This window comes from Kribbella ginsengisoli, assembly GCF_039537185.1.
In the GTDB taxonomy this organism is placed as follows: Bacteria; Actinomycetota; Actinomycetes; order Propionibacteriales; family Kribbellaceae; genus Kribbella; species Kribbella koreensis.
In genome coordinates, this window is sequence record NZ_BAABAA010000002.1 from 1,008,327 (window position 1) to 1,031,211 (window position 22,885).

Annotated in this window: 24 protein-coding genes; 9 read left to right on the plus strand and 15 right to left on the minus strand. The window is 68.4% G+C overall.

All coding sequences use genetic code 11. The features are described from left to right. Positions 1-2: 2 nt before the first annotated feature. The 13 genes from nuoK to ABD768_RS12325 form a co-directional block, all read right to left on the minus strand. A complete protein-coding gene (nuoK, locus tag ABD768_RS12265) occupies positions 3-302 on the minus strand; it encodes an NADH-quinone oxidoreductase subunit NuoK (protein ID WP_020391937.1) in 300 nt (99 codons plus the stop codon). Further along, complete coding sequence (locus tag ABD768_RS12270) at positions 299-1,105, minus strand: NADH-quinone oxidoreductase subunit J (RefSeq protein ID WP_343976843.1); 807 nt, start codon at positions 1,103-1,105, stop codon at positions 299-301. Before ABD768_RS12270 ends, nuoK begins: the two co-directional genes overlap by 4 nt. Positions 1,106-1,140: 35 nt before the next feature. After that, complete coding sequence (gene nuoI, locus ABD768_RS12275; protein WP_343975931.1) at positions 1,141-1,689, minus strand: NADH-quinone oxidoreductase subunit NuoI; 549 nt, start codon at positions 1,687-1,689, stop codon at positions 1,141-1,143. Further along, positions 1,682-3,019: an NADH-quinone oxidoreductase subunit NuoH gene (gene nuoH, locus ABD768_RS12280; RefSeq protein ID WP_344840378.1), complete on the minus strand. Its 1,338-nt coding sequence runs from the start codon at positions 3,017-3,019 to the stop codon at positions 1,682-1,684. Before nuoH ends, nuoI begins: the two co-directional genes overlap by 8 nt. Continuing rightward, a complete protein-coding gene (locus ABD768_RS12285) occupies positions 3,016-5,442 on the minus strand; it encodes an NADH-quinone oxidoreductase subunit G (RefSeq protein ID WP_343975926.1) in 2,427 nt (808 codons plus the stop codon). Before ABD768_RS12285 ends, nuoH begins: the two co-directional genes overlap by 4 nt. Continuing rightward, a complete protein-coding gene (gene nuoF, locus ABD768_RS12290) occupies positions 5,439-6,740 on the minus strand; it encodes an NADH-quinone oxidoreductase subunit NuoF (RefSeq protein ID WP_425552154.1) in 1,302 nt (433 codons plus the stop codon). The genes ABD768_RS12285 and nuoF overlap by 4 nt, the downstream gene beginning before the upstream one ends. Before the next feature lie 2 nt (positions 6,741-6,742). Continuing rightward, positions 6,743-7,555: an NADH-quinone oxidoreductase subunit NuoE gene (gene nuoE / locus ABD768_RS12295; protein ID WP_343975923.1), complete on the minus strand. Its 813-nt coding sequence runs from the start codon at positions 7,553-7,555 to the stop codon at positions 6,743-6,745. Continuing rightward, the gene (locus ABD768_RS12300; RefSeq protein WP_343975920.1) at positions 7,556-8,893 is read right to left on the minus strand and encodes an NADH-quinone oxidoreductase subunit D; all 1,338 of its coding nucleotides are present in this window, start codon (positions 8,891-8,893) and stop codon (positions 7,556-7,558) included. It lies immediately after the preceding gene. Continuing rightward, positions 8,893-9,600 (minus strand): NADH-quinone oxidoreductase subunit C, encoded by a 708-nt coding sequence (locus tag ABD768_RS12305; RefSeq protein WP_344840381.1) that lies wholly within the window; start codon positions 9,598-9,600, stop codon positions 8,893-8,895. Before ABD768_RS12305 ends, ABD768_RS12300 begins: the two co-directional genes overlap by 1 nt. Further along, complete coding sequence (locus ABD768_RS12310) at positions 9,597-10,151, minus strand: NuoB/complex I 20 kDa subunit family protein (RefSeq protein ID WP_328329756.1); 555 nt, start codon at positions 10,149-10,151, stop codon at positions 9,597-9,599. Before ABD768_RS12310 ends, ABD768_RS12305 begins: the two co-directional genes overlap by 4 nt. Positions 10,152-10,154: 3 nt before the next feature. After that, complete coding sequence (locus ABD768_RS12315) at positions 10,155-10,514, minus strand: NADH-quinone oxidoreductase subunit A (RefSeq protein ID WP_164601696.1); 360 nt, start codon at positions 10,512-10,514, stop codon at positions 10,155-10,157. 131 nt (positions 10,515-10,645) lie between these two features. Next, a complete protein-coding gene (locus tag ABD768_RS12320) occupies positions 10,646-11,959 on the minus strand; it encodes a geranylgeranyl reductase family protein (protein ID WP_343975909.1) in 1,314 nt (437 codons plus the stop codon). A 149-nt stretch (positions 11,960-12,108) separates the two neighbouring features. Then, a complete protein-coding gene (locus ABD768_RS12325; RefSeq protein ID WP_344840383.1) occupies positions 12,109-12,807 on the minus strand; it encodes a demethylmenaquinone methyltransferase in 699 nt (232 codons plus the stop codon). Positions 12,808-12,949: 142 nt separating this feature from the next. Here ABD768_RS12325 and ABD768_RS12330 point away from each other — a divergent pair, with 142 nt between their 5' ends. From ABD768_RS12330 to ABD768_RS12355, 6 genes are all read left to right on the plus strand, one after another. Then, positions 12,950-14,224: an isochorismate synthase gene (locus ABD768_RS12330; RefSeq protein WP_344840385.1), complete on the plus strand. Its 1,275-nt coding sequence runs from the start codon at positions 12,950-12,952 to the stop codon at positions 14,222-14,224. Between the two features lie 2 nt (positions 14,225-14,226). Then, on the plus strand, positions 14,227-14,844 hold the full coding sequence (locus ABD768_RS12335) for an MBL fold metallo-hydrolase (protein WP_344840386.1): 618 nt from the start codon (positions 14,227-14,229) through the stop codon (positions 14,842-14,844). 67 nt (positions 14,845-14,911) lie between these two features. After that, entirely contained in the window at positions 14,912-15,853 is a 942-nt protein-coding gene (locus ABD768_RS12340) for an ABC transporter ATP-binding protein (protein WP_344840388.1), read from the plus strand. Further along, positions 15,850-16,617, plus strand: a complete 768-nt coding sequence (locus ABD768_RS12345) for an ABC transporter permease (protein ID WP_344840390.1) — start codon at positions 15,850-15,852, stop codon at positions 16,615-16,617. The genes ABD768_RS12340 and ABD768_RS12345 overlap by 4 nt, the downstream gene beginning before the upstream one ends. 22 nt (positions 16,618-16,639) lie before the next feature. After that, a complete protein-coding gene (locus tag ABD768_RS12350; protein ID WP_344840391.1) occupies positions 16,640-17,896 on the plus strand; it encodes a sensor histidine kinase in 1,257 nt (418 codons plus the stop codon). After that, positions 17,893-18,516: a response regulator transcription factor gene (locus ABD768_RS12355; protein WP_344840392.1), complete on the plus strand. Its 624-nt coding sequence runs from the start codon at positions 17,893-17,895 to the stop codon at positions 18,514-18,516. The genes ABD768_RS12350 and ABD768_RS12355 overlap by 4 nt, the downstream gene beginning before the upstream one ends. A 203-nt stretch (positions 18,517-18,719) precedes the next feature. Here ABD768_RS12355 and ABD768_RS12360 read toward each other — a convergent pair whose 3' ends face one another. Together ABD768_RS12360 and ABD768_RS12365 are read right to left on the minus strand one after the other, a co-directional pair. Further along, positions 18,720-19,556 (minus strand): GNAT family N-acetyltransferase, encoded by an 837-nt coding sequence (locus tag ABD768_RS12360; RefSeq protein ID WP_344840394.1) that lies wholly within the window; start codon positions 19,554-19,556, stop codon positions 18,720-18,722. Beyond that, a complete protein-coding gene (locus ABD768_RS12365) occupies positions 19,553-20,389 on the minus strand; it encodes a GNAT family N-acetyltransferase (protein ID WP_343975882.1) in 837 nt (278 codons plus the stop codon). The genes ABD768_RS12360 and ABD768_RS12365 overlap by 4 nt, the downstream gene beginning before the upstream one ends. Before the next feature lie 56 nt (positions 20,390-20,445). Here ABD768_RS12365 and ABD768_RS12370 point away from each other — a divergent pair, with 56 nt between their 5' ends. The 3 genes from ABD768_RS12370 to ABD768_RS12380 are packed head-to-tail and all read left to right on the plus strand — an operon-like array spanning position 20,446 to position 22,880. Next, positions 20,446-21,072, plus strand: a complete 627-nt coding sequence (locus tag ABD768_RS12370) for a PadR family transcriptional regulator (protein ID WP_343975879.1) — start codon at positions 20,446-20,448, stop codon at positions 21,070-21,072. A 60-nt stretch (positions 21,073-21,132) separates the two neighbouring features. After that, positions 21,133-22,119 (plus strand): ATP-binding cassette domain-containing protein, encoded by a 987-nt coding sequence (locus ABD768_RS12375; protein WP_344840396.1) that lies wholly within the window; start codon positions 21,133-21,135, stop codon positions 22,117-22,119. Then, positions 22,116-22,880, plus strand: a complete 765-nt coding sequence (locus tag ABD768_RS12380; RefSeq protein WP_343975873.1) for an ABC transporter permease — start codon at positions 22,116-22,118, stop codon at positions 22,878-22,880. Before ABD768_RS12375 ends, ABD768_RS12380 begins: the two co-directional genes overlap by 4 nt. Positions 22,881-22,885 lie beyond the last annotated feature (5 nt).

A 22,885-nucleotide genomic window follows, 5' to 3' on the forward strand; every position in this document is an offset into this window, starting at 1 on the left:
CCTCAGTACTTGAGCAGGTTGGCGTCGTCGACCGAGGCCGAGCGACGGGTGCGGAAGATGGCCATGATGATCGCCAGGCCGATCACGACCTCGGCCGCGGCCACCACCATCACGAAGAAGGCGGCGATCTGGCCGTCGAGGTTGCCGTGCTGGCGGGCGAAGCTGACGAACGCGAGGTTCGTTGCGTTCAGCATCAACTCCACGCACATGAAGACGACGATCGCGTTGCGGCGTACCAGCACGCCCAGCGCCCCGATGCTGAACAGCATCGCGGACAACACGATGTATGGCTCGGTCGTCACGACTTGTCTCCTTCACGGAATCCGGTGAGATCCGTACCGGTGGGCTCCGGCGGGACCTCGTCGCCCGCGTCGCCGTCGGCGATCTCGCGGACCAGGTCGACGTCGTCGCGCTCCTCGGTCTCGGGGAACACCGTGCCACGTGCCTGCAGCACGCGCGAAACCGAGGTCGGCGCGATCGACCCGTCCGGCAGCAGGGCCGGCGTGTCGACGGCGTTGTGCCGGGCCAGCACACCGGGCGTCGGCAGCGGGCCCGGGTGCACGCCGGCCTCGGCGTACTTGCGGATCCGCTCCTCGGCGTGGTCGCGCTGGGTCAGCTTCTTGGTCAGCCGCTCGCGGTGCGCCAGCATCATCGCGCCCATCGCCGCGGTGATCAGCAGCGCCGAGGTGACCTCGAAGGCGAACACGTACTTGCCGAACAGCAGCTGCGCCAGGCCCTTCACGTTCCCGTCCGGCTGTGCCTGGCCGAGCCCGACCGGGTCGCCGTACTTCACGTTGCCGACGGCGAAGACGAGCAGGATCCCGATCCCCAGGAACGCGACCCCGGCGAGCAGCCGCTGACCGCGGATCGTCTCGACCAGCGAGTCGGACGCGTCGACGCCGACCAGCATCAAGACGAACAGGAACAGCATCAGGATCGCGCCGGTGTAGACGATGATCTGGACCGCGAACAGGAACGGCGCGTCCTGCGCCGCGTACTGGATGGCCAGGCAGATCATCACGGTCGCGAGCAGCAGCGCGGAGTGCACCGCCTTGCGGACCAGGATCATCGCGATCGCGGCCAGCACCATGATCGGCGCCAGCATCCAGAACGCGACCTGGCCGCCGGTGACGAGCGGGGTCACTTGCCGTCACCACCCTCGGTCGGAACCGCGGCGCCGATCAGGCCCCGGTAGTAGTCCTTGTCGGTGGCGCCGAGCTGCATGTCGTGCGGCGGCTCGGACATCCCCGGCAGCAGCGGAGCCAGCAGGTCCTTCTTCTCGTAGATGAGGGACTCGCGGCTGCGGTCGGCCAGCTCGTACTCGTTCGTCATCGTGAGCGCCCGGGTCGGGCACGCCTCGATGCAGAGTCCGCACAGGATGCAGCGCAGGTAGTTGATCTGGTAGACGCGGCCGTACCGCTCACCCGGCGACATCCGGCCGCCGTCGGTGTTGTCAGCGCCCTCGACGTAGATCGCGTCCGCCGGGCAGGCCCAGGCGCACAGCTCGCAGCCGATGCACTTCTCCAGGCCGTCGGGCCAGCGGTTCAGCTGGTGACGGCCGTGGAACCGCGGCGCGGTCGGCTTCTTCTCGAACGGGTACTGCTCGGTGAACGTCTTCCGGAACATCGTCCGGAAGGTGACCCCGAATCCGGCGACCGGATCCCAGAGGGACTCTTTGACGCTAGCCACGGCTGCCTTCCTTGCTACGAACGTCCGTGCTCGTGGAATCGACGAGTGGTGGTGGCACCGGGAAGCCGCCGGCGAAGGCGTCGAACTCCTCGCCCTCGACCGGTTCCGGCTGGTCGGTCTTCTTCTGCGGCAGGAACATCGAGATCACCGCGATGGCCGCGACCACACCGGCCGCCACCAGCAGGTAGTTGCGCTGGTTGCCGCTGTCCACCTCACGGCCGACCGCGCGGACCGTGGCGACCAGCAGGATCCAGCCCAGCGAGACCGGGATCAGGATCTTCCAGCCCAGCTTCATGAACTGGTCGTAGCGCAGCCGCGGCAGCGTGCCGCGCAGCCAGATGTACATGAAGATGAAGCACATCATCTTGCCGACGAACCACAGCACCGGCCAGAAGCCGGAGTTCGCGCCGTCCCACAGCGAGATCGGCCAGGGCGCCCGCCAGCCGCCCAGGAACAGCGTGGTGGCCAACGCGGACACGGTCGCCATGTTGATGTACTCGGCCAGGAAGAACATCGCGTACTTCATCGAGGAGTACTCGGTCAGGAAGCCGGCCACCAGCTCGCCCTCGGCCTCCGGCAGGTCGAACGGCGCCCGGTTGGTCTCGCCGACCATCGAGATCACGTAGATCACGAAGGACGGGAACAACAGCACGGCGTACCAGCCCGGGATCGGGATGTGCGCCCCGAACAGGTTCAGTGTCTGGTGCGAGGCCTGCGCGTTGACGATGTCCGAGGTGGACATCGAGCCGGCGAACAGGAAGACCGTCACCAGTGCCAGGCCCATCGCGACCTCGTAGGAGATCATCTGGGCGCTGGACCGCAGACCACCGAGCAGCGAGTACGTCGAGTTGGACGACCAGCCGCCGAGCACGATGCCGTAGATGCCGATCGAGGCGATCGCCATCACGTAGAGCACCGAGACCGGCAGGTCGGTCAGCTGCAACCGGGTGTAGGTGTCGGTGAAGGGGATCTTCACGGTCGGCCCGAACGGGATCACCGCGAAGGTCAGGAAGGCCGGGATCGAAACGATCACCGGCGCCGCGACGTAGACGAACTTGTCCACGCCCTTCGGCATCAGGTCTTCCTTGAACATCAGCTTCATGCCGTCGGCCAGCGACTGGAGCAGACCGAACGGGCCGTGCACGTTCGGCCCGATCCGGTTCTGCATGTAGGCGACGACCCGGCGCTCCCACCAGATGTTGAAGAGCGTCAGCACGATCAGGAAGACGAAGATCAGCAGCACCTTGATCAGCACCACCCACCAGGGGTCGTTGCCGACCCCCGCGTCCGGTGGCGGCGCCAGCGGCAGGGCGAGCGGGATGGACATCATGCGTTCCCTCCGGCAATGGTCACGATCGAGCCGTGATCGGCATGCAGCGAGCGTCGGACATGCGAGTCGGCCGAGTTGGCCGGCAGCCAGACGACGTTGTCGGTCATCGCGGTGATCGCCACCGGCAACCGGATCGAGCCGGCGTCGGTGCTCACCACGAGCTCGTCGCCGTCGTTCACGCCGACCCGGTGGGCCGTGGTCAGCGAGATCCGTGCCACCGGCCGGCGGGCGGTCGCGACCAGGTGCGGCTCACCGTCGTTGCCGCGGCTGTCGTCGATCAGCATCCGCCAGGTGGCCAGCCGGGTCGAGTCGAACGCGCCGAGCGGCGGACCCGCCTGGTACGTCGGTTCGCCGGCCCGGTCGCCGTCCCAGCGGCCCAGCTCGTCGAACTCCTTCTTCGCCCCGTGCGGGGTGCTGAAGCCGAGCGGCGAGCCCATCTCCTGGGCCAGCGCGGCCAGTGCCCGGACATCCGGCATCGCGGCCGGCACCTTGAGCACGACCGGGAAGGACCGCTCGCGGCCCTCCCAGTTCACGAAGGTGCCGTCCTTCTCCGCCGGCGGTACCACCGGGAAGACGACGTCGGCGTGCTCGGTCACCTGCGAGTTGCGAACCTCGAAGCTGACCACGAACGGCGCGGCGGCCAGTGCGGCCAGCGCAGCCGCCGGGTCCGGCAGGTCGTCGATCTCGACACCGGCGACGACCAGTGCCTGCAGCGAGCCGGCCGCGGCGAGGATCTCGCCGACGTCCTTGCCGACCGTGCTGGGCAGGTTCTCGACGCCCCAGGCGGCCTGCAGGTCGACCCGTGCGGCCGCGTCCGACACCAGGCGACCGCCCGGCAGCAGACCCGGCAGGCAGCCGGCGTCGAGCGCACCACGGTCACCCGCACGACGCGGGATCCAGACCAGCTGGGCCCCGGTGTCCAGCGCGAGCCGCAGCGCGGCGGAGTACGCGCCCTGTACGGACGCGAGCCGCTCGCCGACGACGATGACCGAGTTGGCGCCGAGCGCGTCCAGCGCCTGCGCGCCGGTCTCACCGGTGCCGCGCAGATCGCTCAGTACCGCGGCCTCGGTGCCCGGGCTGCTCTGGACGACGACACCCGACAGCTTCTCGATGCCGCGCGATCCGAACGGCGCGACCGTGAAGACCCGGGTGCCGTTCTTCTTGACGCCCTTGCGCAGCCGCAGGAAGACCGACGGCGACTCCTCCTCGGGCTCGAAGCCCACGAGCAGTACCGATGCCGCGTTCTCCAGGTCGGCGAACGTCGTACCGAGCCCGGTGCCCGCGACCGCGGCGGCCAGGAAGTCGGCCTCCTCGGACGAGTACGGCCGGGAACGGAAGTCGATGTCGTTGGTACCGAGGGCCACCCGCGCGAACTTCGAGTAGGCGTAAGCGTCCTCGAGCGTCAGCCGGCCACCGGTCAGTACCGCTGCGTTGCCCCGCGCGGCGACGAGCTTCTTGGCCGCGAAGTCCAGCGCCTCCGGCCAGGAGGCGGGCCGCAGCTCGCCGTCCTCGCGGATCAGCGGGTGGGTCAGCCGGTCGCCGGTGTTCGCGTAGTTGAACGCGAACCGGTCCCGGTCGGAGATCCACTCCTCGTTGACGTCCGGGTCGTCACCGGCCAGCCGGCGCATCACCTTGCCGCGCCGGTAGTCGATCCGGATCGCCGCACCGGACGCGTCGTGCTCGGCGATCGAAGGCACCGAGACGAGGTCGAACGGCCGGGACCGGAACCGGTACGCCGCGCTGGTCAGCGCGCCGACCGGGCAGATCTGGATCGCGTTGCCGGAGAAGTAGCTCTCGAAGGGCTCCTTCTCGTAGATACCGACCTGCTGCAGCGCGCCGCGCTCGAGCAGCTCGATGAACGGGTCACCCGCGATCTGCTGGGAGAACCGGGTGCAGCGGGCGCAGAGCACGCAGCGCTCGCGGTCCAGCAGCACCTGGGCGGAGATGTTGATCGGCTTGGGGTAGGTCCGCTTCACACCCTCGAAGCGGCTCTCGCCCCGGCCGTTCGTCATCGCCTGGTTCTGCAGCGGGCACTCGCCACCCTTGTCGCAGACCGGGCAGTCCAGCGGGTGGTTGATCAGCAGGAACTCCATCTGCCCCTGCTGGGCCTTGTCGGCCACCGGCGAGGAGATCTGGGTCCGGATGACCATGCCGTCGGCAACGGTCAGCGAGCACGAGGTCTGCGGCTTCGGCATCCCCCGGCCGTTGCCCGCGTCGACGACCTCGACGAGGCACTGACGGCAGGCGGCGACCGGGTCGAGCAGCGGGTGGTCGCAGAACCGCGGGATCTGGACGCCGATCTGCTCGGCGGCCCGGATCGCCAGGCTGTTCTTCGGCACCTTCACCTCGACGTCGTCGATGGTGACGGTGACCAGGTCGACCTTTTCGACCTGGCCCGCCGGCGGGTTGGCTTGGATCGTCATGCGGTTGCTCCAGCGGTCGCGAAGACGGTGGACGCCATCGGGTCGAACGGGCAGCCGCCGTTCGTGAAGTGCGCGAGGTAGTCGTCCTTGAAGTGCTGGATCGAGCTGGTGATCGGCGCGGTCGCGCCGTCGGCCAGCGCGCAGAACGAGCGGCCGGTGATGTTGTCGCTCAGGTCCAGCAGTTTCTCGAGGTCGCTCTCGTCGCCCTGGCCGGCTTCCAGCCGCTCCAGGATCTGCACCAGCCACCAGGTGCCCTCACGGCACGGGGTGCACTTGCCGCAGGACTCGTGCTTGTAGAACTCGGTCCAGCGCAGCGTCGCACGGACCGGGCAGACGGTCTCGTCGAAGATCTGCAGCGCCTTGGTACCGAGCAGCGAGCCGGCGCCGGAGACACCCTCGTAGTCCAGCGGGATGTCGAGGTGATCAGCGGTCAGCAACGGCGTCGAGGACCCACCAGGGGTCCAGAACTTCAGCTCGTGGCCCTCGCGGATCCCGCCGGCCAGGTCGAGCAGCTGCCGCAGCGTGATGCCCATCGGCGCCTCGTACTGACCCGGCCGGGTGACGTGGCCGGACAGCGAGTAGATCGTCGGGCCCTTGGACTTCTCGGTACCCATCGAGCCGAACCAGTCGGCGCCGTTGTTGATGATCGAGGGAACGGATGCGATCGACTCGACGTTGTTGATGACAGTGGGGCAGCCGTACAGGCCGGCCACCGCGGGGAACGGAGGACGCAGCCGGGGTTGACCACGACGACCTTCCAGCGAGTCGAGCAGCGCGGTCTCTTCACCGCAGATGTACGCGCCGGCGCCGGCGTGCACGATCACGTCGATGTCGTAGCCGGTGCCGAGCACGTTGGTGCCGATGAATCCGGCTTCCTTCGCCTCGGCGACCGCCTGCTGCAGCCGGCGGACGACGTGCAGCACCTCACCGCGGACGTAGATGAACGCGGTGTTCGCGTTGATCGCGTACGCGGAGATGATGACGCCCTCGACCAGCGTGTGCGGCGAGGCGAGCATCAGCGGGATGTCCTTGCAGGTGCCCGGCTCGGACTCGTCGGCGTTCACCACCAGGTACTTCGGCTTCGGGTTGTCCTGCGGGATGAAGGACCACTTCATGCCCGTCGGGAAGCCCGCGCCACCACGGCCGCGCAGACCGGAGTCCTTGACCGCGGTGACCACGTCGGCCGGCTGCATCCGCAGCGCGGTGCGCAACGCGTCGTACCCGCCGGAACGCTGGTACGAGGCCAGCTGCCAGGCGCGGATCTGGTCCCAGTTGTCGGACAGCACTGGAGTGAGCACGGTCAGTCCTCCTTGCGGCTGTCGTCGGTGTGCACAGCCTGGGATTCCTTGCCCGGCTGGTCTTCCGGACGCGGGCCGGCAGCGGCTTCCGGCGAGACGCTGGCCTCAGCGGCGCGCCCGTTGCTGCTGCGGGAGTGGCTGCCTTCCGGCGCCGTCCAGTTGCGCTCGCGAGCCAGCCGGAGTCCGGCCAAGGTGGCCTTGCCGCCGGTCGGGCCCTCGTCGGCACGGCCGTCGGGGAAGCCGGCCAGCACGCGCTCGGCTTCCTTCCAGGTGCAGATCGTGGCGCCCCGCGGCGACTTGACCTCGGTGCCCTCGCGCAGGTCGTCGACGAGCTGGGTCGCCGACTCCGGCGTCATGTCGTCGAAGAACTCCCAGTTCACCATCATCACCGGCGCGTAGTCGCAGGCGGCGTTGCACTCGAGGTGCTCGAGGGTGATCTTGCCGTCCTCGGTGGTCTCGTCGTTGCCGACGTCCAGGTGCTGCTTGAGGCGCTCGAAGATCAGGTCGCCACCCATCACCGCGCAGAGCGTGTTGGTGCAGACGCCGACGTGGTAGTCACCGACCGGGCGGCGCTTGTACATCGTGTAGAAGGTCGCCACCGCCGACACCTCGGCGCCGGTCAGCCCGAGCACGTGGGCGCAGGCCTCGATGCCCTCGGGGGTGATCCGGCCCTCGACCGACTGCACCAGGTGCAGCATCGGCAGCAGGGCCGAGCGGCCGACCGGGTACCGGGCGGCCAGCTCGCGCATCTCGGCGATCGTGGTGTCACCGATCTTCGTCTCGCCTGTGCTGTAGGGAACGGTTGTGTCAGCCATCTATCGGTCCACTCCACCCATCACCGGGTCAAGGCTGGCGACGGCGACGATCACGTCGGCGACCTGTGAGCCCTCGCACAGGATCGGCATCGCCTGCAGGTTTGCGAACGACGGGTCGCGGAAGTGCGCCCGGTACGGCTTGGTGCCGCCGTCGGAGACCAGGTGACAGCCCAGCTCGCCACGCGGCGACTCGATCGCCACGTAGGCCTGCCCGGCCGGGACCCGGAAGCCCTCGGTGACGAGTTTGAAGTGATGGATCAGGGCTTCCATCGACTCGCCCATGATGTGCTTGATGTGGTCGAGCGAGTTGCCCATCCCGTCGTTGCCGACGGCCAGCTGGCTCGGCCAGCCGATCTTCTTGTCCTGCACCATCACCGGCTCGCCCTCCATCTTGGCCAGGCGGTCGGCGCACTGCTCGACGATCTTCAGCGACTCCCACATCTCCTGCAGCCGCACCCGGAACCGGCCGTACGAGTCGGCGGTGTCCCAGGTCGGTACGTCGAAGTCGTAGGTCTCGTAGCCGCAGTACGGCTGGGTCTTGCGCAGGTCCAGGCCGTACCCGGTCGCGCGCAGCGGCGGGCCGGAGATGCCGAGCGCCATGCACCCGGTCAGGTCCAGGTAGCCGACGTTGCCCAGCCGGGCCTTGAAGATCGGGTTCGCGTTGCACAGCTCGGCGTACTCGGGCAGGTGCTTGTTCATCCAGGTGATGTACTCCCGGATCTTGTCCAGCGCGCCGGCCGGCAGGTCCTGGGCGACACCGCCGGGCCGGATGAACGCGTGGTTCATCCGCAGGCCGGTGATCAGCTCGAACAGGTCGAGCGTCATCTCACGCTCGCGGAAGCCGATCGTCATCACCGTGAGGGCGCCGATCTCCATCCCGCCGGTGGCGATGCAGACCAGGTGGCTGCTGATGCGGTTCAGCTCCATCAGGAGCACCCGCATCACGTTGGCCTTCTCCGGGATCTGGTCCTCGATGCCGAGCAGCCGCTCGACCGCCAGGCAGTACGCCGTCTCGTTGTAGAACGGCGACAGGTAGTCCATCCGGGTGCAGAACGTGACGCCCTGCGTCCAGGAGCGGAACTCCATGTTCTTCTCGATACCGGTGTGCAGGTAACCGATGCCGCAGCGGGCCTCGGTCACGTTCTCACCCTCGATCTCGAGGATCAGCCGGAGCACGCCGTGGGTGGACGGGTGCTGCGGGCCCATGTTCACGACGATGCGCTCTTCGGGCTCGTCACCGAGGCCGGAGACGACCGAGTCCCAGTCCTGACCGGTGACGGTGAAGACCTTGCCCTCGGTGGTGTCCCGGGTGGTGGCGTAGGGGTCTGTAGTGGTCATCAGTTGTACGACCTCCGCGTGTCGGGCGGCGGGATGACGGCGCCCTTGTACTCGACGTCGATACCGCCGAGCGGGTAGTCCTTGCGTTGCGGGTGGCCCGGCCAGTCGTCGGGCATCTGGATCCGGGTCAGCGCCGGGTGTCCGTCGAAGATGATGCCGAAGAAGTCCCAGGTCTCGCGCTCGTGCCAGTCGTTGGCCGGGTAGACCGAGACGACGGACGGGATGTGCGGGTCGGCCTCGGAGCAGGACACCTCGAGCCGGATCCGCCGGTTGTGCGTGATCGAGAGCAGGTGGTAGACCGCGTGCAGCTCGCGCCCGGTCTCGTGCGGGTAGTGCACGCCGGAGACGCCGGAGCAGAACTCGAACCGCAGCGCCTCGTCGTCGCGCAGGTGCTGGGCGACCTCGACCAGCCGCTCGCGGGCGACGTGCAGGGTCAGCTCGTTGTGCTGGACGACGACCTTCTCGATCGCGCCGTCGCCGACCAGGCTCTCCAGCTTCTCGGTCGCGCCGTCGAACCAGCTGCCGTAGGGCTTGGCCGATCCGCCGGGCAGCGCGACCTGGCGCTGCAGGCCGCCGAAGCCGGAGGTGTCACCGGTACCGCGGACGCCGAACATGCCCTCGCGCTGGTCGATGACCTCGGCGCCCGGCGTCTGCGCGTCCGCACCCGGCTGAGTCGCCGGAAGGTTCTCTGGTTGGGTGTCGCTCACCTGAGCAGGCCCTTCAGTTCAAGGGTGGGGGAAGCGGCCAGGGCGGCAGTCTCCTGCTCGGCCTGCAGCGCCTTCTTGTTCGCGCCGAGCTTGCCGTTCTGGATGTCCTCGTGCAGCTTGAGGAACGCGTCCAGCAGCATCTCCGGCCGCGGCGGGCAGCCGGGCAGGTACATGTCGACCGGGACCACGTGGTCGACGCCCTGGACGATCGCGTAGTTGTTGAACATGCCGCCCGACGAGGCGCAGACACCCATCGCCAGCACCCACTTCGGGTTCGGCATCTGGTCGTAGATCTGGCGCAGCACGGGAGCCATCTTCTGGCTCACCCGGCCGGCCACGATCATCAGGTCGGCCTGGCGCGGCGAAGCGCGGAAGACCTCCATGCCGAACCGGGCGGCGTCGTAGCGCGGCGCTCCGGTCGTCATCATCTCGATCGCGCAGCAGGCCAGCCCGAAGGTTGCCGGCCACAACGAGGCCTTCCGCATGTAGCCGGACAGGCCCTCGATCGTGGTCAGCAGTACGCCGGCCGGAAGCTGTTCTTCAACACCCATAGGTCAGTCCCACTCCAGTCCGCCGCGGCGCCAGACGTAGGCGTACGCGACGAAGACGGTAACGATGAAGATGACCATCTCGACCAACCCGAACAGCGCCATCTGGTCGAAGGCGACGGCCCAGGGGTAGAGGAAGATGATCTCGATGTCGAACACGATGAAGAGCATCGCGGTGATGTAGTACTTCACCGGGAAACGCCCACCACCGACCGGTTGCGGCGTCGGCTCGATGCCGCACTCGTACGAGTCGAGCTTGGCCCGGTTGTAGCGCTTCGGGCCGACCAGCGCGCTGGTCACCAAGGTGCCCGCCACGAAGATCGTCGCGAGCACACCGAGGATGAGGATCGGTACGTAAGGGTGCATCTTGGCGCTGCTCCCTCCTTACTTGCGTCCGGTACTGCGTGGGTCGGTCGTGTTCGTAGTGCCGTACTGCCTGTTGCGGTGCAGCACTGTGTTACCAGTACCGCTGTGTCTCACGTCACGCGCCCCGCCGATCAGGCGGCGGGAGCCACCTTGGTGAGACCGTTGATGATCTTGTCCATCACGTCGCCGTCGCGCGGATCCGTGAGGTTGGCAAGGAGTTTCAGGGTGAACTTCATCAAGGTGGTGCGCGGCAGACCGTACTTGGTGCACAGCCGCATCACCTCCGGGTTTCCGATCAGCTTCACGAACACCCGGCCGAGCGTGTAGTAGCCGCCGTACTCCTGCTTCAGCGCCTTCGGGTACGCCGAAAGCGCCCGCTCGCGCTGGTTCGGTTGCCGGCGCAGAGCCTGCGCCGCGACCTCGGCCGCGAACGCGCCGGACTCCATCGCGTACGGGATGCCCTCGCCGTTGAACGGGTTCACCATCCCGCCCGCGTCGCCGAGCAGCATCAGGCCGCGGGTGTAGTGCGGCTGCCGGTTGAAGCCCATCGGCAGCGCCGCCCCGCGGATCGGGATGGTCTGGAACTCGTCGCGGAACTGCCACTCGTCGGGCGTGTTCTTCAGCCACTGCTTGAGCAGGTCCGCGTAGTCGACCTTGCCGAACGCGTCGGAGGTGTTCAGGATGCCGAGCCCGACGTTGACGGTGCCGTCGCCCATCCCGAAGATCCAGCCGTAGCCCGGCAGCAGGCTGCGCTGACCCGGGTTCTTCGGGTCGTCGGTCCACAGCTCCAGCCAGGACTCGAGGTAGTCGTCGTCGTGCCGCGGGCTGGTGAAGTACGTCCGGACCGCGACGCCCATCGGCCGGTCGTCACGCTTGTGCAGGCCCATCGAGACGCTCAGCCGCGACGAGTTGCCGTCGGCGGCCATCACCAGCGGGGCGCGGAACTCGAGGTCCTCGCCGGCCCGGCGGCCGTTGTCGTCGACCGGCTTGGCGGTGACGCCGACGATGAAGCCCTGGTCGTCCAGGATCGGCGCGGTCACGTTGGTCCGCTCGCGCAACTGGGCGCCGGCCTTGACGGCCTGGCGGGCCAGCATGTCGTCGAAGTCCATCCGGTTGCGGGTCAGCCCGTAGTTCGGGTGGCTGGCCAGGTCCGGCCAGTCGAGCTGCAACTCGTGCCCGGCGCCGCGGATCCGCAGGCCGTAGTTCTTGATCCAGCCGGCCTCGGGCGAGATGTCGATGCCCATGTTGATCAGCTGCTTGGTCCCGCGGGGCGTGAGGCCGTCGCCGCACACCTTCTCGCGCGGGAACGCGGTCTTCTCGAGCAGCAGCACGTCGAGGCCCGCGTTCGCGAGATGGTACGCCGCTGCCGAGCCTGCGGGCCCGGCGCCGACGACGATCACATCAGCGGTCTCGGCCTGCTGCCTGCTAGGCACGCTCTGGCTCATCTCATCCCGGCCTGGTGGAGGGCTGTGTCACTCGTGAAGGGATTCACGAGGCCTGGTCATCCGACAGTCTAGGACTGCCTGACTTGGACACGAAACCGGCCCGGAACCCCTTGCCTGCAACCGATTTATGCGCTCTTTTCGTTGCGTAATTAGAGCGGCTTGACGGCCCGGTGGATCGCGACCAGACCACCCGTCAGGTTGCGCCACTGGACGTGGGTCCAGCCGGAGGCCGCGATCGTGTCGGCGAGCGGCGCCTGGGCCGGCCACGCCCGGACCGATTCGGCCAGGTACACGTACGCGTCGGGGTTCGTCGAGACCGCCTTCGCGACGACCGGGACGGCCCGCATCATGTACTCCAGGTAGGCGACCCGGAACGGTTTCCAGGTCGGGTGCGAGTTCTCCAGCACCACCAGCCGGCCGCCCGGCTTGGTCACCCGGAGCATCTCGGCCAGCGCGACCGTGACGTCGTTCACGTTCCGCAGCGCCCACGAGATGGTCACCACGTCGAAGGTCTCGTCCGCGAACGGCAGCCGCAGCGCGTCGCCGGCGATCAGGTCCAGCTCGGGGTAGCGGCGCTTGCCGACCCGGAGCATGCCGACCGAGAAGTCGCAGGACACCACCTCGGCGCCGGCCTCGCGCAGCTTCACGCTCGAGGCGCCGGTCCCGGCGGCCAGATCGAGGATCTTCATCCCCTTCCGGGGCGCGATCTCGGCCAGCGTCTGCGGCCGCCAGTAGGCCTTCTCCAGCCCCATCGTGGCGACCGCGTTGGTCCGGTCGTAGCCCTCGGCCACGTTGTCGAACATCGCGGCCACTGCTTCGGGTTGTTTGCTGAGATCCGCCCTGGTCACCTGTCTAGTTGATCACGGCCGCGACAGGCACCGAAATTCGCCGGTTACAGGGGCGGCCTACGCTTGCCTCTCGTGAGCGAATCTCCAATGAGCCGGCCGGCCATCGTGACCCGGGGCCGGGAAGCGAGCGAGGAGTGCAACCGTGAGCCTGTCTGACCCGCTCCAACCCGGCAGCGCGGTGCCGGCTCCGCAGCTGGTGGTTCGCAGCCAGCGTGTCGAGGGCGTGGCCGCCGCGCTGATGGACCATCTGCCGGAGACCGGCGGGCTGGCCTGGGTACGCCGTGGCGACGGGCACGTCGGCTGGGGCGTCGCCGCCCGGCTGGACGTTGCCGGCAGCAATCGGTTCGCGGAGGCCCAGGCGTGGTGGAAGGAGCTCACCGCCAACGCCGTGGTGCGCGACGAGATCGGCGTACCAGGATCGGGACTGGTCTGCTTCGGCTCGTTCGGTTTCACCGACACCGACGCCAGTGAGCTGGTGGTGCCGGAGGTGATCGTCGGCCGTCGTGGCGGGATCACCTGGGTGACCACGATCTCGGGTGCGAGTTCGCTGGCCGCGCCGCCCGAGCTGACGACGTACGAGCCGGAACCGGTCGGTGCGGTCGCGTTCGCGGACGGTGCGCGCTCCGGTACGGCGTGGTCCGGCATCGTCGCCGACGCGGTGAAGCGGATCACCAACGGCGAGCTCGACAAGGTGGTGCTCGCGCGCGACCTGATCGCGATCTCCCCCAACCCGATCGACCTCCGCTGGCCGTTGCGCCGGCTGGCCTCGGCGTACCCGAACTGCTGGACGTTCTCCGTCGACGGGCTGATCGGCGCCACCCCGGAGCTGCTGGTCCGGCGCGAGAAGGGCCTGATCACCTCCCGGGTGCTGGCCGGCACCATCCGGCGTACCGGCGACGACGCGCACGATCTGGCGCTGGCCGCCTCCCTCGCCCGGTCGAGCAAGGACCTCGAGGAGCACGAGTACGCCGTCCGCTCGGTGGCCGACGCGCTGAAGCCGCACTGCAAGTCGATGAACGTGCCCGAGACCCCGTTCGTGCTGCACCTGCCGAACGTGATGCATCTCGCCTCCGACGTGGCCGGCGTGGCCGCCAACGGAGCCTCCGCGCTCGGCCTAGCCGCCGCCCTGCACCCGTCCGCGGCGATCTGCGGTACGCCGACCGATGTCGCCCGCGACGTGATCGGCGAGATCGAGGGCATGCCCCGCGGCCGGTTCAGCGGCCCGGTCGGCTGGATGGACGCGGCCGGTGACGGCGAGTGGTGCATCGCCCTGCGCTGCGGCCAGGCCGACCCCGACGACCCGACCAGGATGCGCCTGTTCGCCGGCGCCGGCATCGTCGCCGGCTCCGACCCAGAGGCCGAGCTGGCCGAGACGAACGCGAAATTGGTTCCGATGCGAGACGCTCTGGGAGATTGATCTTGAAGCTCACGAAGTACACGCATGCCTGTGTCCGGCTCGAGAAGGACGGGAAGGTGTTGCTGGTCGATCCGGGCAGTTTCACCGAGGACGCGGCCTTCGAAGGTGTGGACGCGATCCTGGTCACGCACGAGCACCAGGACCACCTCGACGTCGACCGGGTGAAGGGGCTCGACGCGCCGATCTGGACCAACGCGGGTGTCGCCGGGCAACTCGGCGAGCTGGGCGAGCGGGTCCAGATCGTTGCCGATGGCTCCAACTTCGAGGCGGCCGGTTTCGCGGTCCGTGCCTATGGCAAGGATCACGCGATCATCCTGCCGGAGTGGGGAGTTCCGTGTGAGAACGTCGGCTTCCTGATCGAGGACGCGGTCTACCACCCGGGCGATTCGTTCACCCGTCCGGACCGCAAGGTGCACACCAACCTGGTGCCGATCTCGGGTCCGTGGTTCGCCCTGCCGCCGGCCGTCGAGTACGCCCGCGCTGTCGACGCAGTCCAGACGATCGGCATCCACGACGCCCTGCTCAGCACGATCGGTCAGGGCATGATGCAGCGCTTCATCAACGCCGAGGACCGGCCGTACCAGCAGCTCGAGCCGGGCACCACGGTCGAGGTCAACTGACATTTGTCACCGGTACCGGTGACAGCTTCACGCGGTACGGGGCCGCTCGGCCGCCAAGCTGATCCGTATGGACGAATCAGCGGTCATCCAGGTCGAGCGGCTCACCCGCCGGTACGCCGGCAGGCCCGGCTACGAGGCGGTGCGCGGGGTCGACTTCGCAGTACGCCGGGGTGAGCTCTTCGCGTTACTCGGCACCAACGGGGCCGGCAAGACCTCCACGCTGGAGGTGCTCGAAGGACTCGCGCAACCGACCTCCGGCACCGTCCGGGTGCTCGGCCACGATCCGTACCGGGATCGGCGATTGGTCCGGCCGCGGATCGGAATCATGTTGCAGGACAGGGGTTTCGCGGCCGATCTGACCGTCGCCGAGACCACCAAGATGTGGGCCGGGACGCTCAGCACGCCGCGCCCGGTGGGCGAGATCCTCGAGCTCGTCGAGCTGACCTCGCGGGCCGGCGTCCGCGTCCGCCAGCTGTCCGGCGGCGAGCGGCAACGGCTGAGCCTCGGTCTCGCGATCGCCGGCCAGCCGGACCTGCTGTTCCTCGACGAACCGACCGCCGGTCTCGATCCGGAGAACCGGCAACGCACGTGGCAGCTGATCTCTCGGCTGCTGTCGTCGGGTACGACGGTGCTGCTGACGACGCACTATCTCGCCGAAGCCGCCGAGCTCGCCGACCGGTTGGCGATCATGCACCACGGCCGCATCGTCGGACTCGGTACGCCGGCCGAGATCGCCGGCATCCGTCCGGCCCGGATCTCGTTCCATCTCCCGGCCGACGCTCGGCTTCCTTCGCTTCCGCAGGCTGTTGCCACCGTCGACGCCGGCGGCAAGGTCTTCCTCGACACCGAGGACCTGCAGCTCACCCTCACCGCGCTGCTGGCCTGGGCAGCGCAGGCCGGTATCCAGCTGACCGAACTCACCGCCCGCCCGGCCTCGCTGGAGGAAGCCTTCCTCGCGATCGCCGCCGCGGGCCCGATCGCCGACTCGACCGAAGGAGCAGCCGCATGACCTCACTGGCCTGGTCGGAGGCTCTGCTGCTCCGCCGCAACCCGCTGGCCGTACTGGTCGCCATCGGTCTGCCGATCTTCGTCGTCCTCGGACTGCAGTCGTCGGCAGAGCTGATGTCCGTCGTCGGCCCGGACCCGGGCACGGCGATCCTCACCATGATCGCGGCCGTGTCGCTGAACCTCTTCGTCTACTACAACCTGGTCAGCTCGCTGGTCGCTCGCCGCGAGGAACTCGTCCTCAAACGACTGCGCACCGGCGAAGCCACCGACCTGCAGATCCTGGCTGGTGCCGCGATCCCCGCAGTGGTCATCGCCTGGGCGCAGGCGGTGCTCGCCGCCATCGCCAGCGCGTTGCTGGTCGGGTTACCCGTACCGGTGAACCTCCTGCTGGTGGTGCTCGCCCTGTTGCTCGGCGGGGCTGTGTTCGTCCTACTTGCGGCTGCTACCACCGCACTGACCCGCAGCGTGGAGATGGCGCAACTGACGACCCTGCCCTTCCTGATCGTTCCGCTGAACTTCAGTGGGCTGTACTTCCCGCTGTCCGAACTACCGTCGTGGCTGGACCACTTGTCACGGCTACTGCCACTGACGCCGGTGGTGGAGTTGCTGCGGCTCGGCCTGTCGGGCACCACGCCGGGTGGGAGCACAGTGAGCTTGGCGGGGTCGTTCGTACCCGCAGTACAGCCGCTGCTGGTCCTGTTGGCCTGGGTGATCGTCGGTGGGGTGGCGACCCGCCGCTGGTTCCGCTGGGAGCCCCGTCGTTGAGCAACGTGACAGGCTGACCACCATGGTTCCCGTCCCGCGCTGGTGGCTTGCGCGCAGCAGAGCCGAGCGCTTCGACATCAGCCTCCGCTGGCCGCTCTACGGCATTTGCTGTGCCGAGATCCCGATCGCCGCCCTGGCCATCTTCAGCGAGCGGCAACACCGCGTCCTGGGCGTAGTCGTCTTTCTGCTCGTCGTTGTCGCGCACACCGCGGCCAACCTCTACCTGCTTCGCGAGAGTCTCGGGCGGTACCTGCATGGAAAGCAGGTCAGCAGCCGTGCGCTGATCGGTCCGATCGCCTTGGCAGTAGCCGGGGTCCCGGCAGCGGCGCTGGCCTTCCCCAGGTTCGCTTGGATCGGCGACTCGGATCTCCGGGACGGCGTGATCCTGGTGCTGGCCGGCGGGCTGACCTTCGCACTGACGCCGATGCTGCGCTGGATGAGCCTCTTCGGGGTCATGCTCGCCGGCAGCGTTCTGACCGCGGCGTTGGCAGTTCGGGTGGAGCCGGGGTTCGCCTACCTCAGTACGGTCGCCTTCATCGCCTTCACCTGCCGCATCTCGGCCTGGACCCTCGGGCTCGGTTGGGAGATCGACCGGTCGCGGGCGGTCAGCGCTCAGCTGGCGATCGCCGAGGAGCGACTGCGGTTCGCGCGTGATCTGCACGACACGCTCGGCCACAACCTGTCCCTGGTGGCAGTACGAAGTGAGCTGGCTGCTGCACTGGCGACGCGAGGGGACGCCAGCGCCGCCGACCAGATGCTCGACGTCCGCCAGATCGCCCACGACTCGCTCCGCGAGATGCGGGCCGTCGTCAGCGGCTACCGCGCCACCGACCTCGCCACTGAACTGGCCGGCGCCCAATCGGTACTCCGGTCCGCCGGCGTCAACTGCCGCATCATCGGCGACGGCTCCGCGCTGACGCCCGCGAGCCAGACGGCGCTCGGCTGGGTGGTCCGGGAAGGCACCACGAACGTCATCCAGCACAGCGACGCGACCGTCTGCAAGATCGAGCTGGACCTCAGCCCCGAGCTCACCATCCTGCGCATGGAAAACGACGGCGTCCGCACCTCCTCCTCCGCTGCCGCCCCTTCCCCCACCGTCTCCACCGTCTCCGCCACCGCCTCCGCCTCCGCGCGCTCCGCAGCCGCCGACGCCGGCGGCTCGTCCGGTACCGGTATCGCCGGTCTCCGCGAACGCCTGGGCTCCCTCGGCGGCACCCTGACCGTCGGCAGCACCCCCGGCCGCTTCATCCTCGTCGTCCAACTCCCGGCCAGCACATGATCCGCCTACTCCTCGCCGACGACGAGAACCTCATCCGCACCGCCCTGGCCGCGCTCCTCTCCCTGGAACCCGACCTAGACGTAGTAGCCCAAGCAGCCTCCGCCGACGAGGCCCTGGCAATGGCCCGCCTCCACCACCCAGACGTAGCAGTCCTGGACCTCCAGATGCCCGGCGCAACCGGCTCCACCGCCATAGGTGGCATAGGCGTAGTCCAAGCCCTACGCACCGAACTCCCCACCTGCCACTGCCTGATCGTCACCGGCCACGGCCGCCCCGGCCATCTGAAACAAGCCCTCGCGGCAGGCGTCCGCGGCTTCCTCCCCAAGACCGTCTCCGCCCAGGTCCTGGCCGACGTCATCCGCACCATCCACACCGGCGGCCGCTACGTAGACCCCGAACTAGCCGCCGAAGCCATCTCCGCCGGCGACAACCCCCTAACCCCCCGCGAAGCCGAAGTCCTCGAACACGCCGCGGACGGCGCCCCGATCGAACAGATAGCCCGCCGCGTCTCCCTCTCCCCCGGCACAGTCCGCAACTACCTCTCCTCAGCCGCCACCAAACTGAACACCACCAACCGCCACGAATCAGTCCAAGTAGCCCGCACCCACGGCTGGATCTAGCTTCGAGCACAAAGTCGCCTCAGAGCCTGGATCGGTGAGGAACCGGGCCGCCACGCATACACAACCCCCGCGAACCACCGCGGCGCGCCGGGGTAAGCGGTTGCCTGCCGGTGTTAGGTATGCACCGCCGTCCACTAGTTGCCGCTAGCAACCACTCTTGAGACTCCACGTCGAGGGTGAGGCCCACCTGAACAGCACCGGCTTCAGCTGAGTTCGTAGACGACGAAGTCGTTCACGGGCCGGTAGCCGATGGCGGCGTAGATCTTGTTGGACGTGGGGTTGGCGAGATCGGTGTTCAGGCAAACCTCGGAGCCCGTGGCTCGGAGGACCTGGGTGACGTGGGCGGTGAGAGCGCTGGCGTACCCGTGGCCGCGGGCGGAGGGAGGGGTATAGACGGGGCCCACCCGGGTTGAGTTGAAGAGGGTCTGCTGGTGGCCGACGACGCTGACCACGCGGCCTCCGTCTTCCCAGAGCCATAGTCGGCCGCGTTCGATCCTGGTACGAACCCAGCGCTCCTGCTCGTCGGGTGGCAGGGGATGTCCGAGCTCGATTCCGTAGGCGGTCAGGAGAGGGACGACAGCCTCCACATCCGCTGCGGCCGCCTGGCGGGCGGTGCCTTCCGCGTGCTGTTCGACGAAGGTGCCGAGCTTGTGCAGCCGCATGCCGGTTGTCCGGCGGAAGGTTCTGCCGGCGCGCGCGGCAAGCAGCTCGGTCAGCAGGAGGGCGGCGCTCGCAGTACCGGCGATGACGTCTGGGTTGGGTGCTTGGGCGGCGCAGGTGTCGGCGATCGCCGGGACCAAGGCATCAGGTAATGCGCCGAGTTGGATGCCGCGGAGTGCGGTGCAGAAGGCGGCGCCCAGCACCGCGTCCGTGTCGTCGTGGATCGACAGGAACACCGGCGGCGCGGGGTCGTGCAGGATGCCGTTGATGCGGTCCTCGGTGTTGCTGAGGATGTAGGAGTTGAGGACCGGATCGCGTTGCAGGAAAGGGTAAACGGTCACCTTGAACTCCGCCGGGTCGGCGGTTACGCGGACCTTCATGGGGTGAAGATCAAGTCGACGAAGTCGGTGACGGGGAGGTAGCCGAGTTGGGCGTAGATTTTGTTGGAGGTGGGGTTGGCGAGATCGGTGTAGAGGCAGGGTTTGATGCCTTGGGCAAGGAGTTTTGCGGTGACCTCGCCGGTGAGGGCGCCGGCGTAGCCGTGGCGGCGGTGGGTGGGTGGGGTGTAGACGGGGCCGACGCGGCTGACGCCGAAGACGGGGGTGCGGTGGGCGGCCATGCATACCGGTTCGTCGTCGGCTTCCCAGAACCAGAGAGTGCCTTGCGCGAGTTTGTGTTCGGCCCAGTCGGGTTCCAGGAAGGGGGCCTCCTCGGGGAAGCCGTCGAGCATCCACTCGTGGGCGAGTTGGATGTCGGTCTCGCGCATCGGACGGATGGCGCCGGGGGCCGTCAGTGGGGTGAGCGTCTCGAGTTGGTGCAGTCGGGTGCCCGCTGACTCCGTCCAAGGTGCACGGTCTGCGCCGGACAGCTCCGCCCAGCGTTGGCCGAAGGCGGTGACGGCGGCGCGGTCGCCGGCGACGCCGCCGAGTCCGGGGAGCACCTCGAAGTACGCCTCGGCTACTTCGGCCGCGAGGTCCGCTCGGAGGGCGCCGACGTAGACGCGCCGGCCGGGAGTCCGCATCGCGGCGCCGGTCACCTCGCCGGTGTCGTCGTCGTGGACGGAGACGAAGTACGAGGGCTCGGGCTCGTACTGATTGGCGGCACGGTCGGCCACGTTGCTCAGGATGAGGGTGTGCCGGACCGGATCGCGGGTCAGGAACGGGAAGACGGTCGCCTGGAAGTCTGCCGGATCGGTGGTCAGCCGCGTGCTCATGCCCAGTCACCCTACGGGCAGCAACGGACACGGGCAGGTGAATTTATACTGCGATCATGTCCACCACGCGATTACTCCTGCTCGGGGTCGTCCGGATCTTCCAGCCCGCGTACGGGTACCAGCTGCGCCGCGAGCTGATGACCTGGCAGGTGGAGCACTGGGCGAACATCAACCCCGGCTCGATCTACACCGGGCTGCGCACGCTGGCCAAGCACGGCTACCTGATGGAGCTGGAGGAAGGCGCCGGGCACAAACCCGGCAGGACGTCGTACAAGCTGACCAACGACGGCGAGTCGGAGTACTTCTCGCTGCTGCGATCGGCGCTCTGGACGGTCAACGGCTTCCAGCCCGGCCAGATGCAGGCCGCGCTCAGTTTCCTCTGGTCGCTGCGTCGCGACGAGGTGCTGGCCGCCCTGGAGTCCCGCATCGTGCAGCTGGAGCAACTCGAGAAGGCCGAGCCGTTCTCCGAGCGCCAGATCGCCGAAGACCCCGGTACGCCGAACCACGTGGTCGAGATGTTCCGTATCTCCAGCGCCCGCGACCGGGGCGAGCTGGAGTGGACGCGCGGCTTCCGCCAGCGGGTGGCCGACGGGGAGTACTCGTTCGCCGGCGAGCCGCCGAGCTGGGAGCCGCCTCCCGGGCTCACGACCCATTGGGGCACCATCCCCGACCCGCCCGGCTGAGCCAGGTTTCAGATTTAATCAACATTGACTATTCAATGTTGATTGTTCGACACTGTCCGCATGATGATCGAAGCTCGCGGACTCGTCCGCACCTTCAAGACCAAGCGCGGGCCGGTGCAGGCCGTGCAGGGGGTAGACCTGGATGTCGCCGACGGGGAGATCGTCGGCTTCCTCGGCCCGAACGGGGCCGGCAAGACCACCACGATGCGGATGCTGGCGACCCTGATCACGCCGACCAGCGGGACCGCGACCGTGGCCGGCTGCGACCTGGCCAACGATCCGGTCGGTGTCCGCCGCCGGATCGGGTACGTCCCGCAGAGCGGCTCGACGCTGCCCGAAGCGATCGCCGGCGACGAGGTCGTCGACCACGCCCGGCTGTACGGCGTGAGCAAGAAGAAGGCAGCCGCCGACGGCCAGGCGCTGTTCGACGAGCTGGACCTGCCGGGCCTGTGGCGGCGGCAGTGCAAGACCTTGTCGGGCGGCCAGCGGCGCCGGCTCGACATCGTGATGGGGCTGATCCACGACCCCAAGCTGATCTTCCTGGACGAGCCGACCACCGGCCTCGACCCGCAGGCGCGGGCGAACCTGTGGGAGCACATCCGCGGCCTGCGCGACCGCGGTGCGACGATCTTCCTCACCACCCACTACCTGGACGAGGCGGACGCGCTCTGCGACCGGATCCTGGTCATCGACCACGGCAAGATCGTCGCGGCCGGCAAGCCCGAGGAGCTCAAGCAGCAGGTCTCCGGTGACGGCGTACGGCTGAGCCTGGCCGATGCCGCGCAGGCGCCCGCGGTGAGCAAGATCGTGGCCGAACTGCCAGGTGCGGTCGCCGTCGAGACCGACGGTGATGTGGTGGGCTTCCGGATCCCCAAGGGCGGTTCGGTACTTCCGTCGCTGCTCCGCTCGATCGATGCCCAGGGCATCGAGTTGCACGGCGTCGAGGTCCACCGGCCGACCCTGGACGACGTGTTCTTGACGATGACCGGCCGGTCCCTGCGCGACGAGGACGCCTCCTCGGCGGATGACAAGGAGGAGGCCGCATGAAGGTCCTGACCGACACCTGGATCGTCTTCAACCGCGCGATGCGACTGTCGCTGCGCAATCCGATGTGGTCGATCCTGATGCTGAGCCAGCCGCTGATGTACCTGTTCCTGTTCGGCCCGCTGCTCAAGCCGATCACCGCGCAGATCAGCCAGGGCGCGACCACGAACGCCTACCAGGTGTTCATCCCGGGCCTGATCGTCCAACTCGGCATGTTCGGCGCGATGTTCGTCGGCTTCGGCCTGATCGCGGAGTACCGGGCCGGCGTGATCGAGGCCGACCGGGTCACGCCGGCCTCCCGGATCGCGCTGATGGCAGGCCGCGTACTACGAGACGTCGTGGTACTCGTCGTGCAGTCGATCCTCCTGCTGCTGGCCGCGCTGCCACTGGGACTGCGCGCACCGTGGGGCGGCGTATTGCTGTCGCTGGTGATCGTCGCCCTGCTCGGCGCGACCTTCGCCTCCCTCTCGTACTCCGTAGCGCTCATCACCAAGAGCGAGGACGCCCTGGCGCCGCTGCTCAACGGCATCGCCATGCCGCTCCTGCTGTTGTCCGGCATCCTGCTGCCGATGCAGATCGGCCCGACCTGGCTGCAGCGGCTGTCCGACATCAGCCCGCTCAAGCATGTCGTCAACGGGGTCCGTGCGCTCTTCCGCGGCGACATCTCCAGCAGTGCGTCCCTGTGGGGCCTCTTCTGGGTAGTACTGCTCACTGTCGTCGGCCTGGCCGTGGGAGCCCGCACCTTCCGCAAGGAATCCGCCTGACCCCT